This window comes from Lentzea albidocapillata subsp. violacea (assembly GCF_900100275.1).
Lineage (GTDB): Bacteria > Actinomycetota > Actinomycetes > Mycobacteriales > Pseudonocardiaceae > Lentzea > Lentzea violacea.
Map to the genome: position 1 here is coordinate 1,022,324 of NZ_FNET01000001.1, position 23,863 is coordinate 1,046,186.

At 69.1% G+C, this 23,863-nt stretch carries 19 protein-coding genes and 1 pseudogene; 12 read left to right on the plus strand and 8 right to left on the minus strand.

The features are described from left to right. The first annotated feature begins 90 nt into the window (after nucleotides 1-90). Nucleotides 91-1,113 (plus strand): alcohol dehydrogenase catalytic domain-containing protein, encoded by a 1,023-nt coding sequence (locus tag BLR21_RS04590; RefSeq protein ID WP_090004303.1) that lies wholly within the window; start codon nucleotides 91-93, stop codon nucleotides 1,111-1,113. Between the two features lie 42 nt (nucleotides 1,114-1,155). Continuing rightward, nucleotides 1,156-1,611 carry a YybH family protein gene (locus BLR21_RS04595; RefSeq protein WP_090004304.1) on the plus strand — a complete coding sequence of 152 codons (456 nt, stop codon included), beginning with the start codon at nucleotides 1,156-1,158 and terminating at the stop codon, nucleotides 1,609-1,611. A 99-nt stretch (nucleotides 1,612-1,710) separates the two neighbouring features. On the opposite strand, the gene BLR21_RS04600 is transcribed toward BLR21_RS04595, so the two are convergent. Then, nucleotides 1,711-2,538, minus strand: a complete 828-nt coding sequence (locus BLR21_RS04600) for a helix-turn-helix domain-containing protein (protein ID WP_256334457.1) — start codon at nucleotides 2,536-2,538, stop codon at nucleotides 1,711-1,713. Nucleotides 2,539-2,770: 232 nt separating this feature from the next. Between BLR21_RS04600 and BLR21_RS04605 the strand changes: the two genes are divergently transcribed. The 3 genes from BLR21_RS04605 (at nucleotide 2,771) to BLR21_RS04615 (ending at nucleotide 4,947) form a co-directional block, all read left to right on the plus strand. Further along, nucleotides 2,771-3,166 carry an MmcQ/YjbR family DNA-binding protein gene (locus tag BLR21_RS04605; protein WP_090004306.1) on the plus strand — a complete coding sequence of 132 codons (396 nt, stop codon included), beginning with the start codon at nucleotides 2,771-2,773 and terminating at the stop codon, nucleotides 3,164-3,166. Beyond that, nucleotides 3,163-3,360 carry an MmcQ/YjbR family DNA-binding protein gene (locus BLR21_RS43105; protein ID WP_218130730.1) on the plus strand — a complete coding sequence of 66 codons (198 nt, stop codon included), beginning with the start codon at nucleotides 3,163-3,165 and terminating at the stop codon, nucleotides 3,358-3,360. Before BLR21_RS04605 ends, BLR21_RS43105 begins: the two co-directional genes overlap by 4 nt. A 273-nt stretch (nucleotides 3,361-3,633) precedes the next feature. Further along, the gene (locus tag BLR21_RS04615; protein ID WP_090004307.1) at nucleotides 3,634-4,947 is read left to right on the plus strand and encodes a replication-associated recombination protein A; all 1,314 of its coding nucleotides are present in this window, start codon (nucleotides 3,634-3,636) and stop codon (nucleotides 4,945-4,947) included. A 399-nt stretch (nucleotides 4,948-5,346) separates the two neighbouring features. Here BLR21_RS04615 and BLR21_RS04620 read toward each other — a convergent pair whose 3' ends face one another. Beyond that, nucleotides 5,347-5,961: an HIT family protein gene (locus BLR21_RS04620; RefSeq protein ID WP_256334458.1), complete on the minus strand. Its 615-nt coding sequence runs from the start codon at nucleotides 5,959-5,961 to the stop codon at nucleotides 5,347-5,349. Nucleotides 5,962-6,129: 168 nt separating this feature from the next. Between BLR21_RS04620 and BLR21_RS04625 the strand changes: the two genes are divergently transcribed. Beyond that, nucleotides 6,130-6,870 carry a class I SAM-dependent methyltransferase gene (locus tag BLR21_RS04625; protein WP_256334459.1) on the plus strand — a complete coding sequence of 247 codons (741 nt, stop codon included), beginning with the start codon at nucleotides 6,130-6,132 and terminating at the stop codon, nucleotides 6,868-6,870. 985 nt (nucleotides 6,871-7,855) lie between these two features. Then, the gene (locus tag BLR21_RS04630; protein WP_090004308.1) at nucleotides 7,856-8,887 is read left to right on the plus strand and encodes a putative adhesin; all 1,032 of its coding nucleotides are present in this window, start codon (nucleotides 7,856-7,858) and stop codon (nucleotides 8,885-8,887) included. Between the two features lie 116 nt (nucleotides 8,888-9,003). Here BLR21_RS04630 and BLR21_RS04635 read toward each other — a convergent pair whose 3' ends face one another. From BLR21_RS04635 to BLR21_RS43545, 4 genes and pseudogenes are all read right to left on the minus strand, one after another. Continuing rightward, nucleotides 9,004-9,687 (minus strand): NB-ARC domain-containing protein, encoded by a 684-nt coding sequence (locus BLR21_RS04635; RefSeq protein ID WP_176929449.1) that lies wholly within the window; start codon nucleotides 9,685-9,687, stop codon nucleotides 9,004-9,006. Nucleotides 9,688-9,895: 208 nt separating this feature from the next. Further along, nucleotides 9,896-10,171 (minus strand): hypothetical protein, encoded by a 276-nt coding sequence (locus BLR21_RS04640; RefSeq protein ID WP_090004310.1) that lies wholly within the window; start codon nucleotides 10,169-10,171, stop codon nucleotides 9,896-9,898. Next, the gene (locus BLR21_RS44505) at nucleotides 10,164-10,868 is read right to left on the minus strand and encodes a cold shock domain-containing protein (RefSeq protein WP_420843854.1); all 705 of its coding nucleotides are present in this window, start codon (nucleotides 10,866-10,868) and stop codon (nucleotides 10,164-10,166) included. The genes BLR21_RS04640 and BLR21_RS44505 overlap by 8 nt, the downstream gene beginning before the upstream one ends. A 30-nt stretch (nucleotides 10,869-10,898) precedes the next feature. Next, nucleotides 10,899-11,102, minus strand: a pseudogene (locus BLR21_RS43545) (cold-shock protein); the annotation flags it as partial. A gap of 510 nt (nucleotides 11,103-11,612) precedes the next feature. Between BLR21_RS43545 and BLR21_RS04650 the strand changes: the two are divergent. From BLR21_RS04650 to BLR21_RS04660, 3 genes are all read left to right on the plus strand, one after another. Then, the gene (locus BLR21_RS04650; protein WP_256334460.1) at nucleotides 11,613-12,485 is read left to right on the plus strand and encodes an aminoglycoside phosphotransferase; all 873 of its coding nucleotides are present in this window, start codon (nucleotides 11,613-11,615) and stop codon (nucleotides 12,483-12,485) included. A gap of 192 nt (nucleotides 12,486-12,677) precedes the next feature. After that, nucleotides 12,678-15,455, plus strand: coding sequence for an AfsR/SARP family transcriptional regulator (locus BLR21_RS04655; protein WP_090004311.1), 2,778 nt, complete (start codon nucleotides 12,678-12,680; stop codon nucleotides 15,453-15,455). A gap of 62 nt (nucleotides 15,456-15,517) precedes the next feature. Beyond that, entirely contained in the window at nucleotides 15,518-15,955 is a 438-nt protein-coding gene (locus tag BLR21_RS04660; RefSeq protein WP_090004312.1) for a hypothetical protein, read from the plus strand. 101 nt (nucleotides 15,956-16,056) lie between these two features. Here BLR21_RS04660 and BLR21_RS04665 read toward each other — a convergent pair whose 3' ends face one another. Beyond that, the gene (locus BLR21_RS04665; RefSeq protein ID WP_090004313.1) at nucleotides 16,057-18,696 is read right to left on the minus strand and encodes a LuxR family transcriptional regulator; all 2,640 of its coding nucleotides are present in this window, start codon (nucleotides 18,694-18,696) and stop codon (nucleotides 16,057-16,059) included. Between the two features lie 190 nt (nucleotides 18,697-18,886). Between BLR21_RS04665 and BLR21_RS04670 the strand changes: the two genes are divergently transcribed. After that, a complete protein-coding gene (locus BLR21_RS04670; RefSeq protein WP_090004314.1) occupies nucleotides 18,887-20,443 on the plus strand; it encodes a S8 family peptidase in 1,557 nt (518 codons plus the stop codon). Between the two features lie 23 nt (nucleotides 20,444-20,466). Next, nucleotides 20,467-22,227 carry a trypsin-like serine protease gene (locus tag BLR21_RS04675; protein ID WP_090004315.1) on the plus strand — a complete coding sequence of 587 codons (1,761 nt, stop codon included), beginning with the start codon at nucleotides 20,467-20,469 and terminating at the stop codon, nucleotides 22,225-22,227. Between the two features lie 76 nt (nucleotides 22,228-22,303). On the opposite strand, the gene BLR21_RS04680 is transcribed toward BLR21_RS04675, so the two are convergent. Continuing rightward, entirely contained in the window at nucleotides 22,304-23,863 is a 1,560-nt protein-coding gene (locus tag BLR21_RS04680) for a S8 family serine peptidase (RefSeq protein ID WP_090004316.1), read from the minus strand.

Below are 23,863 nucleotides of genomic sequence, written 5' to 3' on the forward strand. Positions count from 1 at the left end.
ACGCCACTGACTGAGCACCTGGGCACCTGCGCCTGGAGCCCCGGCTCCGCCTTCACATTCCCAGGGGACGAACAGAACACGGAGTTCGGCATGAGCCAATCGACAGCAACCGGCGGCGTCGCACCGGCGACGATGCGGGCCGTCGTCGTCACCCGGCCCGGCGGCCTCGATGCACTGGAGATCAAGGACGTGCCGGTGCCCGTCCGCGAGCCCGGCTGGGTGCGGATCAAGGTGAAGGCGTTCGGCGTCAACGAGTCCGAGGTCACCACCCGCAAGGGTGAGTCGGACGCGGTGGTCACCTACCCGCGCGTGCCCGGCATCGAGAGCGTCGGCGTGGTCGACGAGGCCGACGAAGACAGCGGGCTGCGGCCAGGTCAGCAGGTGGCCACGATGATGGGCGGCATGGGCCGCTCCTACGACGGCGCGTACGCGCAGTACGTCACCGTCCCCGCAGGGCAGGTAATCCCGTTCGAGACCAGCCTGCCATGGGACGTCGTCGGCGCGCTGCCGGAGATGTTCCAGACCGGCTACGGATCCCTGACCACCGGACTGGACCTCAAGCCCGGGCAGACGCTGCTGATCCGCGGCGGCACCTCCACGGTCGGACTGAGCGCGGCCACCATCGCGAAGGACCTCGGCGCCACCGTCATCTCCACCACCCGCAGCCCCGGCCGGGCCGGGGAACTGCGGGCCGCGGGCGTCGACCATCCCCTCATCGACAACGGCACCATCGCCGACCAGGTGCGCGAGCTGATCCCGGACGGCGTCGACGCCGCACTGGAGCTGGTGGGCTGCTCGGTCCTCGCCGACACTCTCCGCACCGTCCGCCGGCACGGCACCGTCTGCTTCACCGGAGCCCTGGGAGGCCAGTGGACGATCCCCGGTTTCACCCCGTTCATGATCCCCTTCGGGGTGCGCCTCACCTCCTACGGCGGTAAGGCCAGCGACCTCCCGGCCGACGTCTTCGCCCACCAGCTCCAGGCCATCGCCGCCGGACGCCTCAACGTCCCGGTCACGAAGGTCTACCACGGCCTGGAACAAGTCCGAGACGCCCAGGCCGACCTCGAGTCCGGCACCACGCCGGGCAAGCACGTCGTCGTCCTGGACGACTGAAAGAAACACATCCCTGGTTCGCCGATAGGCGCCGGCTGGGGCATGCACAAGGAAAAGAAGGACGCCGTGGGCGTCAACAAAGAAGAAGTCAGCAAAGCCATCATCGAGCTGGAGAAGTCGTACAACGAACGCTTCAGCGTCGGCGACCCAGGCGGCTACCTGGACGGCTTCGCGGACGAGGTGAGCTACTTCGACCCGATCCTCGAGAACATCGTCGTAGGCAAGGAGAAGACCGTCGCGTGGCTGTCGTCCATCTACTCCAACCCGCACATCGTGCGCAGTGAGTACCTCAACCCGACGGTCCACGTCGGCGACAGCGGCGACTTCGCCGTCCTGGCTTACAACCTGAAGACCTACGTGCTCGACGAGGACGGCAACGAGAAGCAGCGGCGCGCCTGGAACGCCACGCACGGGTACCGGCTCGTCGACGAACAGTGGCTCATCGTGCACTCCAACTGGGCGTTCTCCCAGACCGTGACCGAAAGGATCGCCTCCTGACCGCGGCGGAGCCTGTGGGCCCCAGCCTGACCAAGTGGACCTCCGAGTCGATCGGGAGTCCCGCGGCATAAACGCCTGGAGGTCAGGGCCGCACTCCGCTCACGGTTCGGGCGTGGCTTCGCGGGCCGCGAAGGCGGCCGGGGTGAGTCCGGTGCGGTCGCGGAAGAAGCGGCCGAAGTTCGTGGGATCGGTGTAGCCGAGGTGAGCGGCCACAGTCCGGGCATCCCACCGGGCGCCTCCCAGCAGGCGCCGGGCTTCGAGCAGCCGCCGCTCGTTGATCAGCTCACGTACCCCGTTGCCGGTGGCGTCCTGGGCGGCGCGGCTGAGGGTGCGGACCGAGCAGCCGAGCAGTGCGGCGTAGTCGGCGGCCCGGTGCAGTTCGCGGAAGTGCAGCTCCAGGGCGTCCACGAACCGTCCGTAGGTGTCACCACGGCCCGTGCCGGCCGTCGTGTCCGCGGGGGCGACGCCGTGGGCGTTGGCGAGGCGCAGCAGCAACGATTCGAGCAGGCTGCGGCGCAGGGCGTGGTGGACATCGAGAGGGCGGCGCCCGAGCGCCCGGTGTTCGTCCAGGAGCTGGAGTGCCGTCTGCTGGAGCCAGGGGGCGTCATCGGGGTGCGGGCTCAGCACGGCAGGGGCCTCGTGCGCGGTGAGCGAGGCCAGGAGGTGCGCGGTCCCGGGCATCAGCACGTCGGGCTCGAACAGGATGAACGGGCCGCGGGCGACGCCGGGCGGATGCCAGCGCAGGGCGTGTCCGGCACGCACCCACAGCCACTGGCCCAGCGCGATGGTCCGCGTGACGTGGTCGACATCATGCAACAGCTCACCCTCGGTGACCAGGATGAGGTAGTGGAAGGTGGTGCGGATCGGCAGGGGTGGGTTCCACGGCCAGTCGTCGTGCTGGGCGAAGAAGTCCTCGATGGTTGTCACCTCGAGCCCGTACGGGGTGCCGACCGGGGGCTGGAACCCGTACAACCGAACCGCGGTCGCCTCAGCTTGACCGCGCGTGCGGGAGCGTCGCTTGTGGACCATCACGTGTCCGCAGCCTACTACCCGTTTCTGCCTGTTTCAGGGAAAGGATGGGCTGCGTCGCCGCGACCGCGGCGCGCCCGCCGCGTCCTTCGATGCCACAGCCCGTCACCGCCCGAGGAGGCAACGCTCCATGAACGAATCGATCCTGCAGAAGACCGCCGCTGACCGCGCCGAGGAACTTCCCGGAGCCCGGCTGGAGCATCCCTTCGGCCCTGACTGGGAAGTCTTCAAGGTACGAGGCAAGGTGTTCATGCTGATGACCGAGATCCCAGGGCGTCCCGTCGTGATCCTCAAAGCAGACCCCGGCGAGGCCCTTGCCCTACGGGAACACAACAACCACATCACCCCCGGCTACCACATGAACAAGAAGCACTGGATCACGCTGGAAGGCGGAGAAGGCGTCACCGAGGAGTTCGTCAGGGAACTCGTCACCGACTCCTACCGGCTCGTCGTCGCTCACCTGCGCAAGGCAGAACAGCCCGTCGACCCGGACACCTACGGCGGCGCAACGCGGGCGGCCCGGTGAGCGCGGCCGGCGACCGGCTCCAGGACACCGCCCGCCAGGCGGCCCTCGCCCTCCCCGGCGTCAGCCACGGACGTCCCTTCACCCCCGAACTCGACGTGTACAAGGTCGTGGGCAAGGTGTTCCTGATCGTCACCGACAACCCGGATGAGCAGATCATCACGGTCAAGTGCGAACCCGACTACGCCCGCGCGTGAGAACGCGACCACGCCTCAATCACACCGGGCCGCTATCTCGACAAACGGCATTGGATCTCCCTGGGGCCAGGCGCCGGCATCACCGAGCGACTGATCACCGACGCGGTCGAGAACTCCTACGACCTGGTCGTCGAGCAGCTGCCGCGACGCGACCGCCCTGATACTCGATGAGCGCCGCGAGCTTTCCCGCCGGCGGCTGAGCTCTCAATTGTCGGTGTCCCGTGCAACGCTCGCCACGCCCCGCGCACGTCCCGCCTCCCACCCGAGAGTCCGATGGAACCGATCGAACCGACCCTGCCGCTCTTCGACGAGGAGCCCGCCCGGCCACTCGCCGACCGCCTGCGCCCGACCCGGCTGGAAGATGTCGTCGGGCAGGACCACCTCCTGGCCCCGGACGCCCCGCTGGGCCGCATGGTCGCCCAGCAGCGCCTCGGCTCCGCCATCCTGTGGGGACCGCCCGGCGTCGGGAAAACGACCATCGCCCGGCTCCTCGCGGACGGCAGCAACCTGGCCTTCGAATCAGTGTCGGCCACCTTCTCCGGTGTGGCCGAACTGCGGAAGGTCTTCGCCGCCGCACAGAACCGTCGCCGTGTCGGCCAGGGCACCCTGCTGTTCGTCGACGAGATCCACCGCTTCAACCGCGCCCAGCAGGACAGCTTCCTTCCCTACGTCGAGGACGGCACGATCGCCCTGATCGGCGCCACCACGGAGAACCCGAGCTTCGAACTCAACGGCGCCCTCCTCTCCCGCACCCAGGTCCTCGTGCTCAAACGCCTCGACGAAGCCGCGCTGTCCACGCTGCTCAACCGCGCCGAGCAGCTCACCGGCCACCGGCTGCCCCTGGACGACGACGCCCGCCACGCCCTGATCGCCATGGCCGACGGCGACGGCCGCTACCTCCTCAACCTGGCCGAACAGCTCCAGGCCATCCCGGATATCGCGACACCCCTGGACACCACCGCGCTCGCCCACCACATCCAGCAGCGCGCCCCGCTGTACGACAAGGCGCAGGAGAGCCATTACAACCTGATCTCCGCGCTGCACAAGTCGATGCGCGGCTCCGACCCGGACGCGGCTCTGTACTGGCTCGCCCGCATGCTCGACGGTGGCGAGGACCCGCTGTTCGTGGCCCGCCGGCTGGTCCGCTTCGCGAACGAGGACATCGGCATGGCCGACCCGCACGCGGTTCAGCAGGCCCTCGCCGCCTGGGACGTGTACGAGCGACTCGGCTCCCCCGAGGGCGAATTGGCGATCGCCCAGGCAGTTGTCTACCTCGCCACCGCCCCGAAGTCCATCGCCGTCTACCGCGGCTTCAACGCAGCACATCACGCAGCCCGACGCACCGGCTCGCTCATGCCACCCGCCCACATCCTCAACGCCCCGACCCGGCTGATGAAGGACCTCGGCTACGGCAAGGACTACCAGTACGACCCCGATACCGCCGACGGCTTCTCTGGCGCCGACTACTTCCCCGGCGGCATGGACCGCGAGACGTATTACCAGCCCACCCAAAACGGCCACGAGGTCCAGATCGCCGAGCGCCTGCGCCACTGGGCTGCCTCGCGTGCTCGCCGACAACGCGGATGACCGGCCGACCGCCACCGAAGCGGGTCGAATCAGGCGAACAGGACCCTCCTGGCTTGTCGTGCCGCGGGTGGCCGCCGCTGTGCTGTTCAGCGGCTGCGCTGCCTGGGCTTGGAGTCAGATCCCACTTTCGTCGGCATGACAGCGCGTTGCGATCGGGGATTTGCCCTCGATACCTGATCAGATGGTCATCTTGTGGTGATCTGCGGGCGGAAGTGGTCAAGTGTGCGCGGTAGCTACAGCTCTACTGGTTCGTGTGGTCGCGTCGCGCCGTAGTAGTCGTCGCCGTTCCAGCGGTAAGGGCTGATCTGGACCACCTGACCGAAGGTGGGCGCATGGATCATTTTCCCGGACCCAACGTACAAGCCCACTTATGTGGGTGATCGAGTCAAGCGCAGAGCGCTAGTTCTCTGTGTTGGCGGGCGCTGCTGGTGGTGCGTCGGCGTCGATGACGTCCAGCCCCTGGCGAACGGCACTGGCTTCTTCGTCGAGCAGATGGCGAGCACGGGTGGCCCAGTCTGCGTCGATGCGGAAGCTGTCGCCGCGGAAGCGTGGAAAGACGTGCAGATGGAAGTGGAAGATCTCCTGGAAGGCGGCTTCTCCGTCGGCGAGGAACACGTTGACGCCCTCGCAGCGCAGGCCAGAGCGTCGAAGGGCGCGGCCGACGCGGTGGCCGATCCTCCAGACGTGTGTGCTCGTCTCCTCGTCCAGGTCTTCCAGCCCGATGGCATGCAGCCGTGGCACTACGAGGACGTGCCCCGGCGTCACCGCGCCGAGGTCCATGAACGCAACGACTCGATCATCTGCATATGCCACGCTCGCCTCGGCCTCTCCGGCGACGATGGCGCAGAAGACGCATTTCTCGGGCCTCTGGTCATTCACGCGCAAAGCGTTGCAGCTGCGTCGTGGGCGACGCGAGCGAGTTTCTCTCGGGTCTGAACGCATGGTCACGACGTGGCTGGCGCCGCCGAAGGTAAGCCGGTCGACGATGGCGGCGCAGAGTCTGGGGTCGGTCAAGGCCTTGCCCCACAGTGACATCCACTCAGACGGACAACTGACAACCCACAAACACCGTCAGAGCCATCCTTGCGAAAACCATTGGTCCCAGGCTTGCTCCGCTGATGGACTGGCGTCCTACCGTGAGTCCGCCGTGTGACGGAGGTAGTAGTTGTGACAGGTTATGACGTGCTTGCCGAGGTGTACGAATGGCTCATCTCGGATGCAAAGTTGCCTCCAGCCGAGTTCGCTGCGTCGTTCGACGACGTCCTCAATCTCCTGCCGTCGAACGCTCACGTCCTGGACTGTTCGTGCGGAACCGGGCAGTTGGCGGTTGGCCTCGCCGGTCGTGGCATGCAGGTTGTCGCCACTGACGCCAGCGAGGCGATGGTTCGTCGGACTGCAGAGTTGTCTGAGGAGTTCGGGGCATCCGTCCGGGCCGTGCGGGCGCACTGGGAAGAGTTGCCCGACCATTTCCAGGACAACACGTTCGACATGGTGTTCTGCGTTGGCAACTCGCTTCACCATGCCGCGGGCGCGACAGGCAGGGGTACTGCTCTGGAGTCGATGTCACGGCTTCTGCGCCCCGGCGGGCGCTTGGTACTCACATCCCGCACTTGGGAACTCGTGAGGGCCAGAGGTTCCCGCCTGGACATCGGTGACCGACTCGTCCGCCGAAACGGTCGCTCTGCCGTCGTGGTCTACCGCTGGGAGATCGCGCCGCATTGGGAGGACGAGCATCACATCGAGATTGCGATCGCGCAAGTTGATGCGACCGGGTTGGTTCTTGTCCGTTCGGAACTGCTGTCCTGCTGGCCCTACCGGTACGAGGAACTCGAAGTCGAGCTGCACCGGGTCGGACTCCAAACGGAACTGAGCACGTTCGATCTTAAGGCCGAGAACTACATGGTGGTCGCGAGCAAGGTATAAACACCGGACTCTCAGTCCCAGACCGGACCGCATGGTTGCTCGCAGGACGCTTTCACCCTCTCATCGGTGCCTCGGACGAGGAGTACTCGTCGATGAGACGGCGGTAAATCCGGGATGACGGTGTGGCGCTGTTTCGTGGTCGCGTCCAGATCAATGAGCAGGATCTCGTCGATCAGCAACTTGAAAGGATCCAGCTTCGACAGCCCCGCCGAAGCGGTTATCGTGCGTGGCTGCGGCCAAGCCGAGGCCAGGGCCTTATTGACCGCGCTCCAAGTGACGCCGTACTTGCACTGCCGCGGGAGTCGCGCCGCAGCGCGGCGTATAACTCGACCTTCGACTGACCAGGCGGCATCGGGGGTGCTTTGGCGGCGAGTGATCGGTGGGTGCGGTGCTCGTTGTAGTGCCACTCGTACTCACCGCGAACAATAGATTGGTCCGATTCCAGATCAGCTGCGGTTCGCGAAAGTTCTTGGCCTCAGTCGACAGAACTTAGCGGCGAAAGATTGAATCGCGTCGACTGGCCCTCCAGACTAGAGTCGAGCTATCCAATAGCGCAGGAACACACGAACTGCGCAAGCTTGCTACATATGGGGACTTAAGTCCCCCTCGGACACGGACGTTAAACACACGCGGAGAAGTCGTCGCATAGACAGCCTCTTCTGCTATGTCGTACCTGAGTTCGACGCCGAGGTCTTCATAGAGCTTGGCGAGCCTTTCCGGCTTCCCTTCCGTGATGATCGTCGTCACGTCGTCGAGCCCGAGCATTACGAGGCGCAGATGGGGTTCCGGATGGGCAGCCGGAACACGTTCCCGATCGAGGCGGGCTCGAACCCAACGGGCTGGGCGACTGAAGCATCATGGTCCACAGTGGACGTCATAGGCGGCGCCATCGGGATTTCCGTTGGTCCGCTCGGGTCCACCCGGTTACACGAACCGCGATGGCGACGAATGATCTCGTAGGGAGATCAATCGAGGGAGGACCGCGATGGTGGGCGTTGTGATCGGGCACGGCTCGCACGAGGGCAAGGATCGGGTAACGGTGCCGGCCGGGCTGACCCTGCACTTCTTCGCCGACGAGGACACCAGGCTCGCGACGGTGAACGTGCTGGAACTGATCAAGAAGGACCACCACCGCACCCCGATGCACGTCGCGAACGCAGGAACGCCGGTGCCCAACTACAAGTACGAGCCCTACAAGGCGCACGAACTGCGGGCGATCGCCGCGCTCTACGAGTGCGACGCGCCCGTGCTCGTCGCCGGGTCGAAGGAGACGCCGGGCACCCTCAGGCTGTGCACGAGCCACGGCGGCTGTCCCACAACGGGCCCGCACACCTGCGACGGCCTGTTCGGCCGCGCCGCCCGGGAGCAGTGGAAGCTGCTGCTGATCGTGTCCTGCCGCGTCGACACGACGAGGGAGCCGGAGCCCGAGCCGACGCTCGACATCATGACGAAGGACGGCCGGCGGGACCGGCGGGTGCACGATGAACTGGTCGCCTGGGTGCAGAAATTCGTCGGCACGAGCACGGCCCGGCAGGACGAGATCTGGAACGCGTTGCCCGAGAAGGAAAGGCTGCGGCTCGCGGCCTCCGACGACGAGGTCTGGGAGTGGGACGAGTGCCGGGCCGCCCGCGCGATGGACGGCGTGCTCGCCGGCGCGGCCGACCTGGTCAAGGTGCGGCTGATGCGCGACTACCCGGAGCATCGGGCGGCGGTCCGCGCGGGGCTGCGGCTTGAGGGGGACGACGCGACGAAGATCGCGGAGTTCCTGCCCAAGCCGTTCAACGACAGGGCCGACACCTGGGCGGCACTGGACGTACGGAACCAGGCCCGCTGGATGCTCAACGACGACGTCGTGCACTGGGCCGCCGGGTACAACGCCTTCCAGATGTTCCGCATCGGCATGCCGGACGAGCTGTTGGTGGGGCTGCTGCGCAGGCTCGAACCGCGGTCGCTGGCGGTCGCGACGTCCACCGTCGGATTGAGCGAGCACCTCGCCGAGAGGTCCTTGCAGGTCTGAGCACTCCGCGCTGAGTTTTCCGCTGGATGCCGTCATACAGGTCGGCGAAGCGAGGAGATCGGTTGTGAGCACGGACGAGGCTGTCATGGCGGGCGACGAGCAGGCGTTCACCGAGGTCACAGCTCCGGCAACCGGTCGTCGCGCAGCTCGCTCAGCTCCCGCCCCAGAGAGCGGCGCGGGCGCGCCGACAGCCGCGCACCGACCACCGACAACGCCACCGGCAGCCCGCCGCACAACCGCGCGAGCTCACCCGCCGCGTCGGGTTCGGTGGACGTCCGGTCATCCTTGATGATCATGTCGAGCAGACGCACGGAGTCCTTCAACCCCAGCGGCTCCACCTCGACGAACCGAGCGCCCTCGATGCCCAGCGGGCTCAACCGCCACCGGCTCGTCACCACGACCGTGCCCGCCGCCGGCAACAGCGGCCGGACCTGCGCGGCGGAAGCCGCGTTGTCAAGCAACATCGCGAACGCCCGTCCTGCGGTGGCGGAGCGGAACATCGCCTGCCGCACGGCCAGCGACTCCGGAACATCCGGCACACCCAACGCGTGCAGGAACCACTCCAGAACGGTCTCGGGTGGCACCGGCCCGTCCGGCGTGTGGGCCCCCAGATCGACGTAGAGCTGTCCGTCCGGGAACTCGGTCCGCCGATCGTGCAACCACCGCAGTGCCAGCGAGGTCTTGCCCACGCCACCGGGGCCGCTGACGACCAGCAGGGACCAGCCGTCGAGCGCCGCCAGCTCGTCCTCTCGGCTGACGAAGCAACGCGGCGCGGGTGGCAGCTGGAACGGCACAGGCACGGGCCTTTCCCCGTGCAGGTGCACCACGCCGACTTCGGCCGCTTGCACCACTTGCCCCGCCCTACCCGACATCACATTCCGCACAGTGTTCGCCTCCCCGCTCATTCACGCTACGGGTTGGAGGGCCCTCTATCAGCCGTCACACGAGCGGTGTCTTTATTGGGTCAACACTGAAGTAATCGCGCCGACTGACACGTGGGCAGAACTGTCATGTCTCGCGTTCGTTGATGATCAGCAGCCTGGTCGTTGCAGGCATCGAGGGCGATGGCCACTGCCGATGCCCTACGAGATCTGCCTCACTTCCGGCGAACTGGACCAGCTCGACCCCCGCCTCCGGCACCTCCGCGCGCGCATGAGCGGCGCTGCGCGTGTGGAGGAACGCGGTGTCCTGGGGTGAGTCGGCAGTCTCGCCGAGATGGAGGTCCGCCTCGCCGTGGACCGCCCGCTTCGAGGCGTCGTAGGACCGTCCCGGACGGTCAGGCATGCTCGACGGCATCGGCCTGCGGGCCCCGGTCGCTCTGCCGGATGCGGAAGCGCACCCGCTCGCCGGCCACCAGGGGCTCGCCGGAGACCACCGAGACGTGCACGAAGAGGTCGGGCCCACCCGCGTCGGGCGTGATGAAGCCGAAGCCGCGGTCCGCGTCGTAGCGGGCCACCGTGCCGTCGCCGGCGCGAGCCGCGGGCCGGGTGGCCGGACGGGCCTGGCTGGGGGTCGCGGCGGCCTCCACCGGCTCGCCGGTGGCCACGAACCGCACCTCGCGCGCCTGACGACCCTGGTCCATGGTGACCGTGGTGAACGAGACCCGGTCGCCCTCGGCCGGCAGGTACACCTCGTCGACCAGGGCGCGCACGTGCAGGTAGACGTCGCCCGCCCCGTCGTCGGCGGCCACGAAGCCGAACGACTTCTCCTCGTCGAACCACAGGACGGAGCCGTCGGCGCCGTCGCCAGGCGCGACCAGAGGGGCTCGGCGGACCCCGGCGTCGAAGCTCAGCGGCACCAGGTGCTGGGCCTGCGGCCCCTTCTCCCCGGCGGTGACGACGAAGGCCACCCGCTGCCCGGCAGCGAGGACGCCCCCGGTGACGATGGCGGAGGAGTGCACGAACACCTCCGCACCCCCGCCGTCCGGCGCGGCGAACCCATAGCCCTTGGCCGGCTCGTACCAGGAGACGGTGGCGAGCACACCCAGGGCCGCGTCGGGCGCGACGTCCCCGGTGACGGCGACGTGCAGCGCCTGCGGACCGCGGGGTCCCTCACCGGTTTCGAACTCCACCGTCTGGCCCTCGCGCAGCGCCCGGGCCGCGCCCTCGCCCTGCACCTGCGAGACGTGCACGAAGATGTCGTCGCTGCCGTCGTCGGGGGCGAGGAAGCCGAAGCCGCGCTCGAGGTCGTACCAGCGGACGGTTCCCTGCTGCACGGTGCACTCCTGGTCTCGCGGGTGGTCGGGGGTCCAGTGTCCCAGGCGCCGTATGTACATCCTGATCCCGACCCGCGGCAGCTCCGCCGTGAGTACATCGCCGAAGTCACCGGGTTCGCGCGCCGTCACCAGCCGTTGCCCGCCACCCACTGACCGCGTAACTGATTCCAGAACCGTCGGGGGCTGCCTGCCCATAGCAGGCAGCCCCCAGCTGGCATCGCTCGACCGCGATCTTGGAAGTTCCGTTTGACAGCGGGTCAGCGGTGACGTGCGCGACGATCGAAGCTCAATTTGGTCGGCACTGAAATGACTATGAACGCAGTGGCAGGAGTGCGTACCGCCGCGTGACGATGAAGTAGCTCGTCAGTTGGTGAACGAGGTGGCAAGCAACTCGCTCACCAACCTCCCCGATTGGGGCATACCCCCTTCAGCTCCTCGCTTGGAGTGTTTCCAAGCGGTACCAACGAACTCGCACAGCGTGCTCGGTGAGCACCAAGGCGAGGGGATCCCGTGTCCGAACAGCTTGACCACCCACCCGTGCTCGACGCCGACGGCGGAACGTTGCGCGTCGACTTGAGCGAAGCCGACGCGCGGTTTCGGCAGTGGATGCACGAGAACCTCGGCCATGCTGCCGTCCACTTCGGTCTCACCGTTGCCGGGCAAGCCCGGCTCGGCTGGCTGGACCGGTCGATCAGCGCACCTGTACAAGCAGCCGGCCGGTGGCTCTGGCTTCGAGTGGTGTCCGAGGACAAGCAGTGGACCGGCGGTGACTTCTGGACCGGCAACCTCGACGCCAACGTGTTCGCCACGCTGCCCAAGCCGCAGGTTCTCGACGTCTACGAGTGGGAGGAATGGCGGCAGCAACGTGCCGAGGTGATGACCCTGGCACCAGGTTCACCCTGCTCCCCCACCGACATCCTGCGCCACGCGATCGACCTTCCCGATGAATGGTGGGCCGAACTACGCACAGCGATCGAGGTGGTCGCGGCGACGCAAACCGACCGGGTCCATGCCGATCAGGCTTTGATCACCGGAAGGATCCAGCAGCACTTCGGAAACTCGGTGAACCCCGTGGTCCGCCAATGGGAAACCGTGCACGGCGACCTGCATTGGGCGAACCTGATGGGACCGGACTTCATGCTGCTGGACTGGGAGTTGTGGGGCCGCGGTCCAGCAGGGACAGACGCAGCCACGCTGCTCTGCCACAGCCTTCTCGTGCCGGAGACTGCTGAACGAGTGCGCGACGCCTTCGGCGGCGTGCTCGACACCGACGCCGGCCAACTCGCTCAGCTTTACGTGGCATCCCGCCTGCTGCACCGGGTCCAGAAGGGCGACCACCCGGACCTCGCCGGACCGCTCAGGAAACTCGTCGAGACCTTGTGAACCGCCGTCAGGTACTCCGCATGACGTGCAGCGACGACTTTTCAAGCGGCACACGCCAGGCTGCGCGGCTCACCACGAGCCATACCTCAACGCCCGGATCCGCCGCCACGACCCGCGCACGCCGTCCTGAGGAGCCTCCGGAACCCGAATGAGACGGGTGCTCTCGGTATCTTCCAGGCGGGGGTGGTCCGCATGGACTTTCGCGTGCTCGGGCCGTTGCAGGTGTGGGACGGGGAGACGAGGCTCGCACTGCCGGGCAGCAGGCACCAGAGGGTGCTGGCCGCGCTGCTGCTGACACCGAACGCCGTGGTGACGATCGGCAGCCTGATCGAGGCGACCTGGGACGGCGAACCACCCGCGACCGCCACCAAGCAGGTCCAGAACTGCATCTCCGCGCTGCGTGACCGCCTCGGCGACACCGGCCAGCGGATCATCGTGACCGACGGACCCGGCTACCGCGTTGCGGTCGGCGAGAACGATCTCGACCTGCTGCGCTTCGCCGCCATGGTGACGCGGGCGCGGCAGGCCGCCGGGCGCGGTGCGTCGCGCGAGGCCGTGACCGAGATCCGGGAGGCGTTGCGCCTGTGGCGCGGACCGGTGCTCAGCGGGCTGGGCGCGAGTGCGCTCGACGGCCGGGCGGCGCGGCTGGACGAGCAACGGCTGGACGCCTTCGAGGCCTGCGTCGACTGGCAGCTCGCGCTGGGACAGCACCGGGAGGTGGTCGACGAGCTGACGGAGGTCGCCGCCGAGAACCCCCTGCGGGAGCGGGTGCACGGGCAGCTGATGCTCGCCCTCGACCGCTGCGAACGGCAGGCCGACGCGCTGCGCGTGTTCGAGAGGCTTCGGGCGACCCTGGCGGAGGAGCTCGGCCTCGATCCCGGCCAGGAGATCCGGGATCTGCACGAACGCGTGCTGCGTGGCGAGACGAGACCACCGACCGCCCATGCGGACGTCGACGGGTTCGCAAGGCCCGGCGAGCTCGACCGGGCGGCGAAGGAGCTGGCGGCGGCGATCAGCAGGCAGTGGACGGCCGAGGTCGAACTGCGGTCGCTGGACCGGCCACGACCCGTGCCGCTGACGTGGGCGAGCACCGGACGCGAGGTGGCGGCCGCGGCCTCGTCGGTGCTGGGCACGCGGCCGGGCGAGGTGCCGGAACGGCTGGAGCTGAGCGGTGACCTCACCGACGTCGTCGGGTCGTTGCGCAAGATCCCGGCACGCCAGCTCGTGGTGCTCGGCGAGCCGGGAGCGGGCAAGTCGGTGCTGGCGATCCTGCTGACGCTCGGGCTGCTCGCGGACCCCCGGCCGGGCGAACCGGTGCCGGTGCTGCTGTCGCTGACGTCGTGGAACCCGCACACCGAACACCTGCACTCGTGGCTCGCCCGCCGGTTGGTCGAGGAGTACCCGGGGCTCGGCAACGCCGGCACGTACGGCCGGGACGCGGCACTGCGGCTGGTGCTCGAGGGTCGGGTCATGCCGGTGCTCGACGGCCTCGACGAAACGCCACCGGGCCTGCACGCGGCCGCGATCGACGCGATCGACAGGGCCGTCGCGGGCGGACGGCCGCTCGTGCTGACCTGCCGGGGCGACGAGTACGAGGCGGCGGTGCGCGCGGAGGGGGCGTTCCTGGTCCGCGCCGCCGTGGTGGAGATCGAGCCGGTGCGCGCGCAGGACGCGATCGACTTCCTCACCGCGCGACGGCGGACCGGCGAGACGCGGTGGCAGCCGGTGGTGCGCGCGCTGCGGCAGGAACCCGACGGCGCGCTCGCACTGGCGTTGCGCACGCCGTTGATGGTCGACCTGGCCCAGACCGCCTACCGCGATCCCGCGAGCGATCCCGGCGAACTCCGCGACACCGCGCGGTTCCCCGACCGGGCGGCAGTCGAACGGCACCTGCTCGACGCGTACCTGCCCGCTGTCTACGGCGACCGTCCGGTTCCGCCCGGCACCCGAGCACGCCACTACGACTTGGCCGACGCACGGCGCTGGTTCGGCTTCCTCGCCCGCCACCTGGGCGGCACCCACGACTTCGCCTGGTGGCAGCTCGACCGCGCGGTGCCGCCCGCGATCGCCGGCCTGCTGCTCGGGCTGCCGCCCGCGGTGCTGTTCACGCTCACCGGCTGGTTCGCGGCCGGTCCCGCGATCGGGATCGTCTACGGCGTCTCGTTCGGCGCCGCCGGGTTCGTCACGCACCGGGCGATGCGCAGGCCGGGTCCGCTGCGGGTCGAGGCGAGGTTCGCGGGAACCGCGGCCGGGTTCGCCCAGAGGTTCGCCATCGGCGCGGTGATCGGTGTCAGCCTCGGATTCGGCTGGTCGCTCCCGGTGTGGGTGACGTGCCTGATCTCGGTGGTGTTCGGCCTCGCCGTCGGAGTGCACGTGTGGCTCGACACCCCGCTGGACGCGAACCGCGTCTCCAGCCCCGGCACCGTACTGCGCGACGACCGCAGGGCGGCGCTCGCGCTGACCGCCTCGTTCGCGGTGTCGCTCAGCCTGTTCTTCACGCTGGCGCTGCTGCTCACCCCGGACGACCCCACGACGGAGATCCTGGACGGCCGCTTCGACGTGGTCCTGGGCATTGCGGGCGGGGTGGCCGCGGGTCTGCTCGGCTGGTTCCTGGTCCCCCGTCCCGGCGGTCTCGCCTATGCCGTCGCGGGCGCGATCATCGGCGGGCAGGTTTTCGAACCGACCAGGAGCGTCGCGCAGGCGTGCCTCGCCGGAGGGCTGTTCGGGCTCTCGGTGGGATTGAGCGTCTGGTTCGCCAGGGCGTCCGGAGCGCTGGGTCCCTCAGTCGTCTGGCTCGCCGCGCGGGGCCGCGTTCCGTGGCGGTTCTTGACGTTCCTCGATGACGCCCACCGTCGTGGCGTGCTCCGCCAGGTCGGTGCGGTCTACCAGTTCCGGCACGTTCGGCTGCAGGAACGGCTCGCCCAGGCGCAGGTCAGCGGTGGCGAGGACGAAACGATGACGAAACGATGACGGTGGCTGCGTGTCATGGAGACGGCCGGCAGGGGGTCGGCCAGTGGAGAGGAACAACCTTGATGCGCATCCTGAAACGAGCCGGACTCGCCCTGGGGGCCATGGCGCTGCTCGCCGTCACGACCGCGGGGACGGCCAGCGCGGCCCCGTCCTCGTTCGACGTCGTGGTGAAGCACAGCTCCGGCGTGATCGTCGGTCGCCTCACCGGGAACATCGCCTGGTCGTCCTCCGGGAGGACGGTCATGCTCACGAACCAGTACCTGTCCGTCAAGACCGGCGAGTGCGTCGAGGGCGCCTTCGCCGGTTACCAGGGCAACACGGTGGTGGCCGGTCCGGCCACCCTGGCCCCGCAGTGCGCCAGCACCCCCGTCGGCGACGTCTCCCTGGGCACGACCGTGGTGGGTGGCATCCACCGGGCCAACATCCAGCTGATCGACTACGTGCACCGGAACAAGGCGTCCGTCGCCTGCCACAGGACTGCCTCTGTGTGCACGCCCTGACAGGTGACGCGCCCGTGGTGCCGGTGCACGACGGGCGCGTCGGTCCGTCAGACGAAGCCGCGGTCCTCCATCGGTGTGATCCGCAAGGGCGCCGCATGCCGTCAACCCAACGCGTGCGCGACCTCACGGCGAGACCGCAGGCCCAGCTTCCGCAGGACACTGGCCACGTGGTGCTCCACCGTGCGGCGGGAGAGCAGCAGGGTGTCGGCGATCTCCTGGTTGGAGCGGTCGCGGGACAGCAGGTCGGCCACGTCCCGCTCGCGTGGTGACAGGACGCGGGGGCCTGCGCGGTGCCAGCGGCGGGTGTGGATGGCCGAGCCGTGGTCGCGCAACAGGTGGCGGCCTCGGTTGGCATCGCGGGTGGCGCCGAGCTGGTCGTAGTGCGCGATCACGTCGGTCAGAGCCTCGATGGCCGTGGAGTCGCCCAGACGCAGCCGTGCGTGGATCGCGTCCTCGGTGTGACCGGCCGCGAGGTGCGGAGCACCCATTCTGGCCGCGTGGTGGCGTGCGCGCTCGAAGTGGATCAGAGCGCGTTCGTCGTCGCCTTCAGCGGTGGACACGGCGCCTATCGCGGCGTGGCTTGCGGTGAGCAGTGCCGGTGCGTCGAGCCGGGCCGCCGCCGCGGCCAGTTCGTAGGCGAGTTCACGGGCTTCCGCTGCTGCGCCGGTGTGGAGCCACGCGCGCACGATGGCAGGTACGACGTCTGCTGCCCACGCCCAGTTCTCCTTGCGGTGGAAGAGGTCTGACGCGCGGTCTGCGGTGACCGCGGCGGTGGCGGTGTCGTCGCGGTCCAGCGACATGCGGATCAGTGCCGCGCTCGCGGCGAGGACCACGGGGCTGATCGCGTCCTCCGGAGTGTCCAGGCCGGTGCGGGTGAACCACCGCTCCGCGGTCGGCCAGTCGCCGGTGGCGACCGCGAGCGACGCGCGCACCAGTGCGGCCTCGGCGGCGTCCGGCTGCGTGTCGGCACCTGCTTCCGCTCGCTCCGCCAGGCCGGCCCATCGTCCTGCCCACCAGTCGAGGCGCAGGGCCAGCCCGGTTCCCGTTGTCCCACCGGACAACCTGCGGGCGATGTGGAGGTGGGCGCGCGCTCGTCCCGCGTGTCCGCTCCAGGAAAAAGCGGATGCCACGGTGAGGTGTGCGTCGGCGAGGTCCAGCCGGTCGCACGCGTTGTCCGGAGAACGACGCACCAGGTCCGGTACGTCGTGGTCGGCGGTGTGCACCAGGGTCGCGGTGGCCGCGGCGAGGAGGGCCGGCTCGTCGTCGGTGATCACACGCGATACCCACGCCTGGTGTTCTGCCACGGGCCTTCTGCCCAGCGTCGGGTCGGCGAGGATCGTCATCGCGCGTGCCGCGTGCGCTCCCAGGTCCGCGACGGCGAGAGCGAGTTCCGTTCTGCCCTCCTCCACTCGGCCTGGGCGCCGGACGAGCAACGTGCCGAGGGCCAGCCGCGCCTCACCGCGGGCCGCCGTGCCCAGGCGGCGGTCCTGCACCAGGCCGTCGAGCCTGGTGATGCTGTCAGGATCCGGAAATCGCCGGGCGATGCGCGCGTAGTGGGTCACGGCACGGCACCGGAGCTCAGGCGGCAGCGCTGGTTCGTCGAGGATCTCGCCGAGTGCGGCGGCCGTGCCGGTGTCCTCCGCACAGGCCAGCCAGTCGGAGAACCTGCCGGCGGCGCGAGCGTGCGCGGCGAGTTGCGCGGGAGGTGTGGCCGGGTCTGCGCGCAGGACGTGCAGCGCACGCAGGTGGACGCGCCTGGCCGCGGGTCCCGCGAGTCCTTCCCGCACGCATCGTCGGACCACTCCGGGTTCCACGCTGTACCGACCGGCCCCTGACTCGGCGAGCAGGCCGGTCCGGACGGCTTCGGTCACCGCGTTCGCCGCCGCGGCCGTGGTGGTTCCCGCGATCGGCGCCAGGACTTCCAGCGACACGGGGGTGCAGGTCACCGCAGCGGCTTCGACCACCGCGCGGGCGACCGTGGACAGATTTCCCAGGAGCGAGGCGGTGTTCAGGCGCACCGCAGCGGACGGCGGTACTCCGTCCAGGGTCGCCTCACCGGTGCGCAGCAGGCCGATCACCGCGCTGATGACCAGATCGGGCCGTCCCCCGGTGTACGCGGCCAGCTCTTCCAGCACGCCGCCGGACAGGCCGGGTACCAGCGACAGCGCGAGCTCCGTCACGCCATCACCGTCCAAAGGAGACAGCTCGAGCACGTGTTGACGCGGCAGTCCAGCCTGCCCCGTGACGACGACGGACAGCTCTTCAACGGGATGGGATGCCAAGTAGCGCAACAGGGTGCGCGTGTCGTCGTCAGCCCACCGCACGTCCTCCACCACCAGCACTGCGGGCGTCAGGGCCTCCAGCAGATCGCGGACCGCCCGGACCAGGCGATGCCGTTCGGCTGCCGGATCGGGCAACGGCGGCAGTGCGGCGGGAAGGTACGCGGCGATCTCCGGCAGATAGGCGGCGAGCGCCCCGGTCACCGGGCTCGGCTCCGCCCGCGGCCTGGCAGCGCGCAGTGCGTCGAACACCGCTCCGCAGGGAAAATCCCCTCCTGGCAGACACACTCCGCGCAGGACGGTGCGCGTCCGAAGCTGCCGGTCCGCCAGAATCTCGGCCACCAGCCTGCTCTTGCCGACTCCGGCGGGCCCGGTGACGCACAGGATCGCGGGTGGTGTCAGGACCGCGCGCACGCCCTCGGCCAGGTCGTCCCGCCGCCCCACGAATCCCGCCGTTGTCATGGGACCGACGCTAGGCGATCAAGAGGCGTCGTCCGGCCGCGCGCAAAAGTTGGGGGCCACTACCCAATTCAGCACGGATGGTTCGCGCCCCGATGGGGGACAAGGTGCCCGGAGGCGGCCGCTCGTTTCACCACTCCCCTGCCCGCGGCCGTCTCGCCGCGCCTGCGGCGGTGGTGAACGGAGCACATCGATGGGTTCGAGCAAACCAGTCCGCCTCGCGGTGATGGGCGTGTTGGCGTCCGCCGCGCTAGTGGCCGCGCTGCCGGCGGCGTCCGCGGCACCACCGGAGGCGCCGGTGCGCGGTGCGGACGCTCCCGGCGCGGTGAAGGACAGCTACATCGTCGTTCTCAAGGAGGACAAGCAGGTCGACGCGACCTCCGGTGACCTGGCCGCGAGGTACGGCGCGAAGCGGAAGCTGACGTACACGGCGTCGATCAGCGGCTTCTCGGCGACGATGCCGGAACAGCAGGCCAGGCGGTTGGCGGCCGATCCCAGGGTCGCCTACGTCGAGCAGGACGGCATCGCCCGCGGATTCGGCGAGCAGGCCAATCCCCCGTCGTGGGGCCTGGACCGGCTCGACCAGCAGTCCCTGCCTCTCGACAAGAAGTACGCCTACCCCAACGACGGCGGCGGCGCGACCGTCTACGTCATCGACAGCGGAGTCAACAACCACGCCGACTTCAGCGGGCGGCTGACCTCCGGCCGGGACTTCATCGACAACGACAACGACGCGTCCGACTGCCAGGGCCACGGCACGCACGTCGCGGGCACCGTCGGTGGTACGAGCTACGGCGTGGCCAAGAAGGTCAGGCTGGTCTCGGTGCGCGTGCTCGGCTGCGACAACTCCGGCGCGTGGTCGGCGATCATCGGCGGCTTCGACTGGGTCGCGCAGAACGCCGGCGCCAACTCCATCGCCACCGCGAGCCTCGGTGGCAGCGCGAACACGTCGGTGGACGACGCCGTGAAGCGCGTGCTGAACAAGGGGATCACGGTCACGCTCGCGGCGGGCAACTCCAGCCAGGACGCCTGCGGCACCAGCCCCGCTCGCGTCGCCGGTGCGATCACCGTGGGCGCGAGCGACGACCAGGATCGCCGCGCCACGTTCCCCAACGGTGCCATGTCGAACTACGGCTCCTGCGTCGACCTCTTCGCTCCGGGCAACTACATCGTCTCCACCAGCAAGAACGGTGGTTCGCAGACGATGAGCGGCACGTCGATGGCCACCCCGCACGTCGCCGGCGCCGCCGCGATCGCACTCACCGCGAAGCCAGGTGGCAGCCCGTCGGAGGTCGCATCGGCGATCGTCGGCGCCGCGGTGTCCGGCAAGATCACCAACCCCGGCAGCGGCTCACCGAACAAGCTGCTCAACGTCACCGGCCTCGGTGGCCCGCAGCCCGGTGAGTGCACCGCACCCGCCAACACCACCGCACTGTCCATTCCGGACGCCGGATCCGCCGTGGAGTCGCCGATCACCGTCAGCGACTGCACCGGCAACGGTTCAGCCACCACGGCGGTCAAGGTCGACATCGACCACGCCTACTCCGCCGACCTCGCGATCGACCTGGTCGCACCGGACGGCTCGGCCTACTCGCTGAAGAAGGCCGGTGGCGTCGGTGAGAACGGCGTCCACGCCACCTACACCGTCGACACGTCCAGCGAGGCCAAGAACGGCACCTGGAAGCTGCGGCTGACCGACGTCTACCGGTTCGACACCGGCTCCCTGACCTCATGGTCGCTCACCCTCTGACGATCCACCGCGAAGGACAGCACATGTTGAGACACAAGCGGATCGCGTTGATCGCGGCCACACTGGCGCTCGGCACGGCGGTCACCGCCGCGAGCGCCGCCCCGCACGACAGGGGCAACTCCTACGCCGACAGCTCGGTGTCCACCTGGGACGGTGCGTCCGGGCAGATCTACCAGGGCCAGGACGCCACCGTGGCGGAGTACCCCGGCGTCATCGCCAACCTGCGTTCGGAGGGCGGCAGGCCCAAGGGCCAGTCCTGCACGGGCGCGGTGATCGGCCCTCGTCACATCCTCACCGCGGCGCACTGCAAGGACCTGGCCGGCACCAAGACGTTCCTGTACGGCCTGGACGACCTGGCGGCCGGCACCGGCACGACACTGACCACCAAGTCGTACGTCAAGCATCCCCAGTACATCAACTGGGACCAGGGCTACGACGTCGCGGTCATCACGACCAACGAGGACATCCCGCTGTCGCCGGACAAGTGGGCGAAGTACGCCACCTCCGCCGACGCGGGCATCTGGAAGGTCGGTGACACCGGCCGCAGCTACGGCTACGGCAAGAAGACCCACGACGACAGTCCGGCCGACGTGTCGCTGGACAAGCAGGACTTCCCGATCGTCGACGGTGTCAACCAGTGCCAGGGCGTCGCGGCGGGCTACAAGCTCGCCACGATGATCTGCGCCGGCTACCCGGACGGCCGCACCACGATCCTGCCGGGTGACAGCGGCGGCCCGTTCGTCGTCAACGGCAAGATCGTCGGGCTCGCGTCCTGGAGCCGGTCGGACTTCCGCTGGTACGGCGTCTTCGCCCGGCTCGACAACGACATGGGCGACTGGGTCAAGCAGCAGGTCGGCGACACCCAGCCAGCCGAGTTCGGCGTCAGCGTCGACCCGTCGTCGTTGCGCGTCACGGCGGGGAGTGCGGGATCGGTCGCGGTGAAGACGACCGCGGGTTCCACCGCCGAGGACGTCGCACTGTCCGTCTCCGGGCTGCCGTCCGGGGTGCAGGCGTCGTTCCAGCCGTCCTCGGTGAAGTCCGGCGAAGGCTCGAAGTTGTCGGTGTCCGTGGCCTCCGGCACCCCGGACGGCACGCACCAGGTCACCGTGACCGGGCGGGCCGCGTCCGGAGTGTCCAAACAGGCCACTCTGACGCTGACGATCGGGGCCGGCAGCCCCGGTTCCGACTTCGCCCTCGGCCTCAGCCCGGCCTCGGTGAAGGCCGCGCCCGGCGGTCACGTGTCGACCACGGTCACCAGCCAGGTGGTCGGCTCTCCGGCCGACATCTCGTTGAGCGCCAGCGGGTTGCCCTCCGGAGCGCAGGCGGTGTTCCAGCCGTCCACGATCACCTCCGGCGGGACGGCGAAGCTGACGGTCACCACCTCGTCGAGCACACCGGCCGGAACGTACTCGGTGAAGGTGACCGGCACCTCCGGGTCGGTCAGCAGGGACGCCACTCTCACGCTGACCGTCGGTGACGGCAACCCGCAGCCGGGTGGTCTGACCGTCGCGCTGTCGCCGCCGACCGGCAGCACCTTCAAGGGCGGGGCGGTCTTCCCGTCGATCTCGGTCACGGGAGCGACGGGTCCGGTCACGCTGACCGCGTCCGGTCAACCGGCCGGCGTCACCGTCTTCTTCAATCCCGCGACGGTGAACCCCGGGCAGACCTCGTTGGCACACATCGCCACGTCGTTCTCGACACCGCCGGGGACCTACCGGATCAAGATCACCGCCAGCGGTGACGGGAAGTCCGGCAGCGCGGACTTCACGCTGACCGTCACATAGCACGGACCAACTGGCCGCAGGGAAAACACTAGGGCCGCCTGGCGAACTGCCAGGCGGCCCTAGTGCTTTCATCGGGTCAGAGCGTGAGGCTCCAGCTCTCGACAGTTCCGGTGTCGTAGCGGTAGACGTCCTGCACGCTGAGCTTCCAGTCGCCGTTGCGCGCCTCGGACGACAGGTTCACCGTGAACGTCTGGCGCACGTCGTCGGCGTGGTCGACGGTGCTGGACTCCTTGAGCCGGTAGGAGGTCCCGTCCGGTGCCACCAGCGAGACCACCAGGTCGCCGCGGTAGGCGTGCGAGATCGCGACCTCGACCTGCGCGGCCGACGACCCGTTGCCCTCGCAGCCGGAGATCGAGATCGTGCTGGTGACCGCGCTTCCCGCGTCCGGCACCACGACGTCGGTGTCGTTGGACTTCGTGGCGCACTCCGGCCCAGGGCCTCCGGTCAGCCCCTTGGTGTACAGGAGTTTGTTCGGAGAGCCGTTGCCCGCGTTGGTGACCTTGCCCGGCGTGGCCGAGTCGATGATCGCCTTGTTCACCTCCGCCTGGTTCGCGTTCGGGTGACCCTGCAGGTAGAGCGCGACCGCACCGGTGACGAGCGGCGCCGAGAACGACGTGCCCTGGTCGGAACGGGTCGCGGTGTCGCTGCTGTGGCCGGCGCCGGTGTTGCTGCCGCCCGGTGCGAACAGGTCGACGCAGCTGCCGGTGTTGGAGAACCCCGAACGCGAGTCGTTGCGTTCGGTGGAGGCCACGGTCAGGCCCTCGGTGACCCGTGCAGGGCTGTAGCCGCAGGCGTCGGCACCGTTGTTGTTGCCGGCGGCGAAGACGTAGACGAAGCCCTTCGCGATCGACGCCCTGATCTGCTCGTCGCCGATGCCCGCCTGGAACTGGCCGAGGCTCATGTTCACCACCGCGGGCTTGCGGCCGTTGGCGTCGATCCACTCGACCGCGTCGATGACCAGGTCGTCGGGGCCGGAGTTGCCGCAGTCGAACACGCGCAGCGCGACCAGCTTCGCCTTCTTCGCCACGCCGTAGGTCTTGCCGGTCGACGTGCTCGCGGTGTGCGTGCCGTGGCCGTGGCAGTCCTGGGCGATCGCGTCCTTGTCGAAGAAGTCGTAGCCGTTGGACGCCCTGCCCTCGAACTCCGCGTGCGAGACGCGGGTGCCGCTGTCCATGTTGTAGACCGTCACGCCCTCGCCGGTGGCGTTGTACTCGTACTTCGTGTCCAGCGGCAGGTTCGCCTGGTCCACGCGGTCGATGGTCCACGGCGCGTTGCTCTGCACCTCGGCGCCACGCGCGGTGCCGGTCTGGTAGACGGTCTTCACCGCCGGGTTCGCGGCGAGCCTCCTGGCCGACTGCTCGGACAGGCCGCGCACGGAGAAGCCGCGGATCGACTTCGTCCAGGTGGAACGGATCGTGCCGCCGTACTGCGAAGCCAGCGACCGCGCCGCCGACTGGACCGAAGCCGCACTCGCCCCGGCCGTGTCGTGCAGCCGGACGGTGTACCAGCCGGCGGCCCAGGGCTGGGCGGCCGGCACCACCGCGCCCTCCTGCGGCGCCGCCACCGCCTGCGGAACGACGGTCCCCAGCGCGACGACCACCGCCGCGAGCAGGGTGCACTTCGTGTGCTGTTTCAT

What these genes read in the sequence shown, in the direction of transcription:
- BLR21_RS04660 (WP_090004312.1), top strand. Translation starts at nt 15,518, where the DNA reads ATGCGCATCCTGAAACGAGCCGGACTCGCCCTGGGGGCCATGGCGCTG.
- BLR21_RS04590 (WP_090004303.1), top strand. Translation starts at nt 91, where the DNA reads ATGAGCCAATCGACAGCAACCGGCGGCGTCGCACCGGCGACGATGCGG.
- BLR21_RS04595 (WP_090004304.1), top strand. Translation starts at nt 1,156, where the DNA reads ATGCACAAGGAAAAGAAGGACGCCGTGGGCGTCAACAAAGAAGAAGTC.
- BLR21_RS04680 (WP_090004316.1), bottom strand. Translation starts at nt 23,863, where the DNA reads ATGAAACAGCACACGAAGTGCACCCTGCTCGCGGCGGTGGTCGTCGCG.
- BLR21_RS04670 (WP_090004314.1), top strand. Translation starts at nt 18,887, where the DNA reads ATGGGTTCGAGCAAACCAGTCCGCCTCGCGGTGATGGGCGTGTTGGCG.
- BLR21_RS04640 (WP_090004310.1), bottom strand. Translation starts at nt 10,171, where the DNA reads ATGCCTGACCGTCCGGGACGGTCCTACGACGCCTCGAAGCGGGCGGTC.
- BLR21_RS04655 (WP_090004311.1), top strand. Translation starts at nt 12,678, where the DNA reads ATGGACTTTCGCGTGCTCGGGCCGTTGCAGGTGTGGGACGGGGAGACG.
- BLR21_RS04615 (WP_090004307.1), top strand. Translation starts at nt 3,634, where the DNA reads ATGGAACCGATCGAACCGACCCTGCCGCTCTTCGACGAGGAGCCCGCC.
- BLR21_RS04630 (WP_090004308.1), top strand. Translation starts at nt 7,856, where the DNA reads ATGGTGGGCGTTGTGATCGGGCACGGCTCGCACGAGGGCAAGGATCGG.
- BLR21_RS04605 (WP_090004306.1), top strand. Translation starts at nt 2,771, where the DNA reads ATGAACGAATCGATCCTGCAGAAGACCGCCGCTGACCGCGCCGAGGAA.
- BLR21_RS04665 (WP_090004313.1), bottom strand. Translation starts at nt 18,696, where the DNA reads ATGACAACGGCGGGATTCGTGGGGCGGCGGGACGACCTGGCCGAGGGC.
- BLR21_RS04675 (WP_090004315.1), top strand. Translation starts at nt 20,467, where the DNA reads ATGTTGAGACACAAGCGGATCGCGTTGATCGCGGCCACACTGGCGCTC.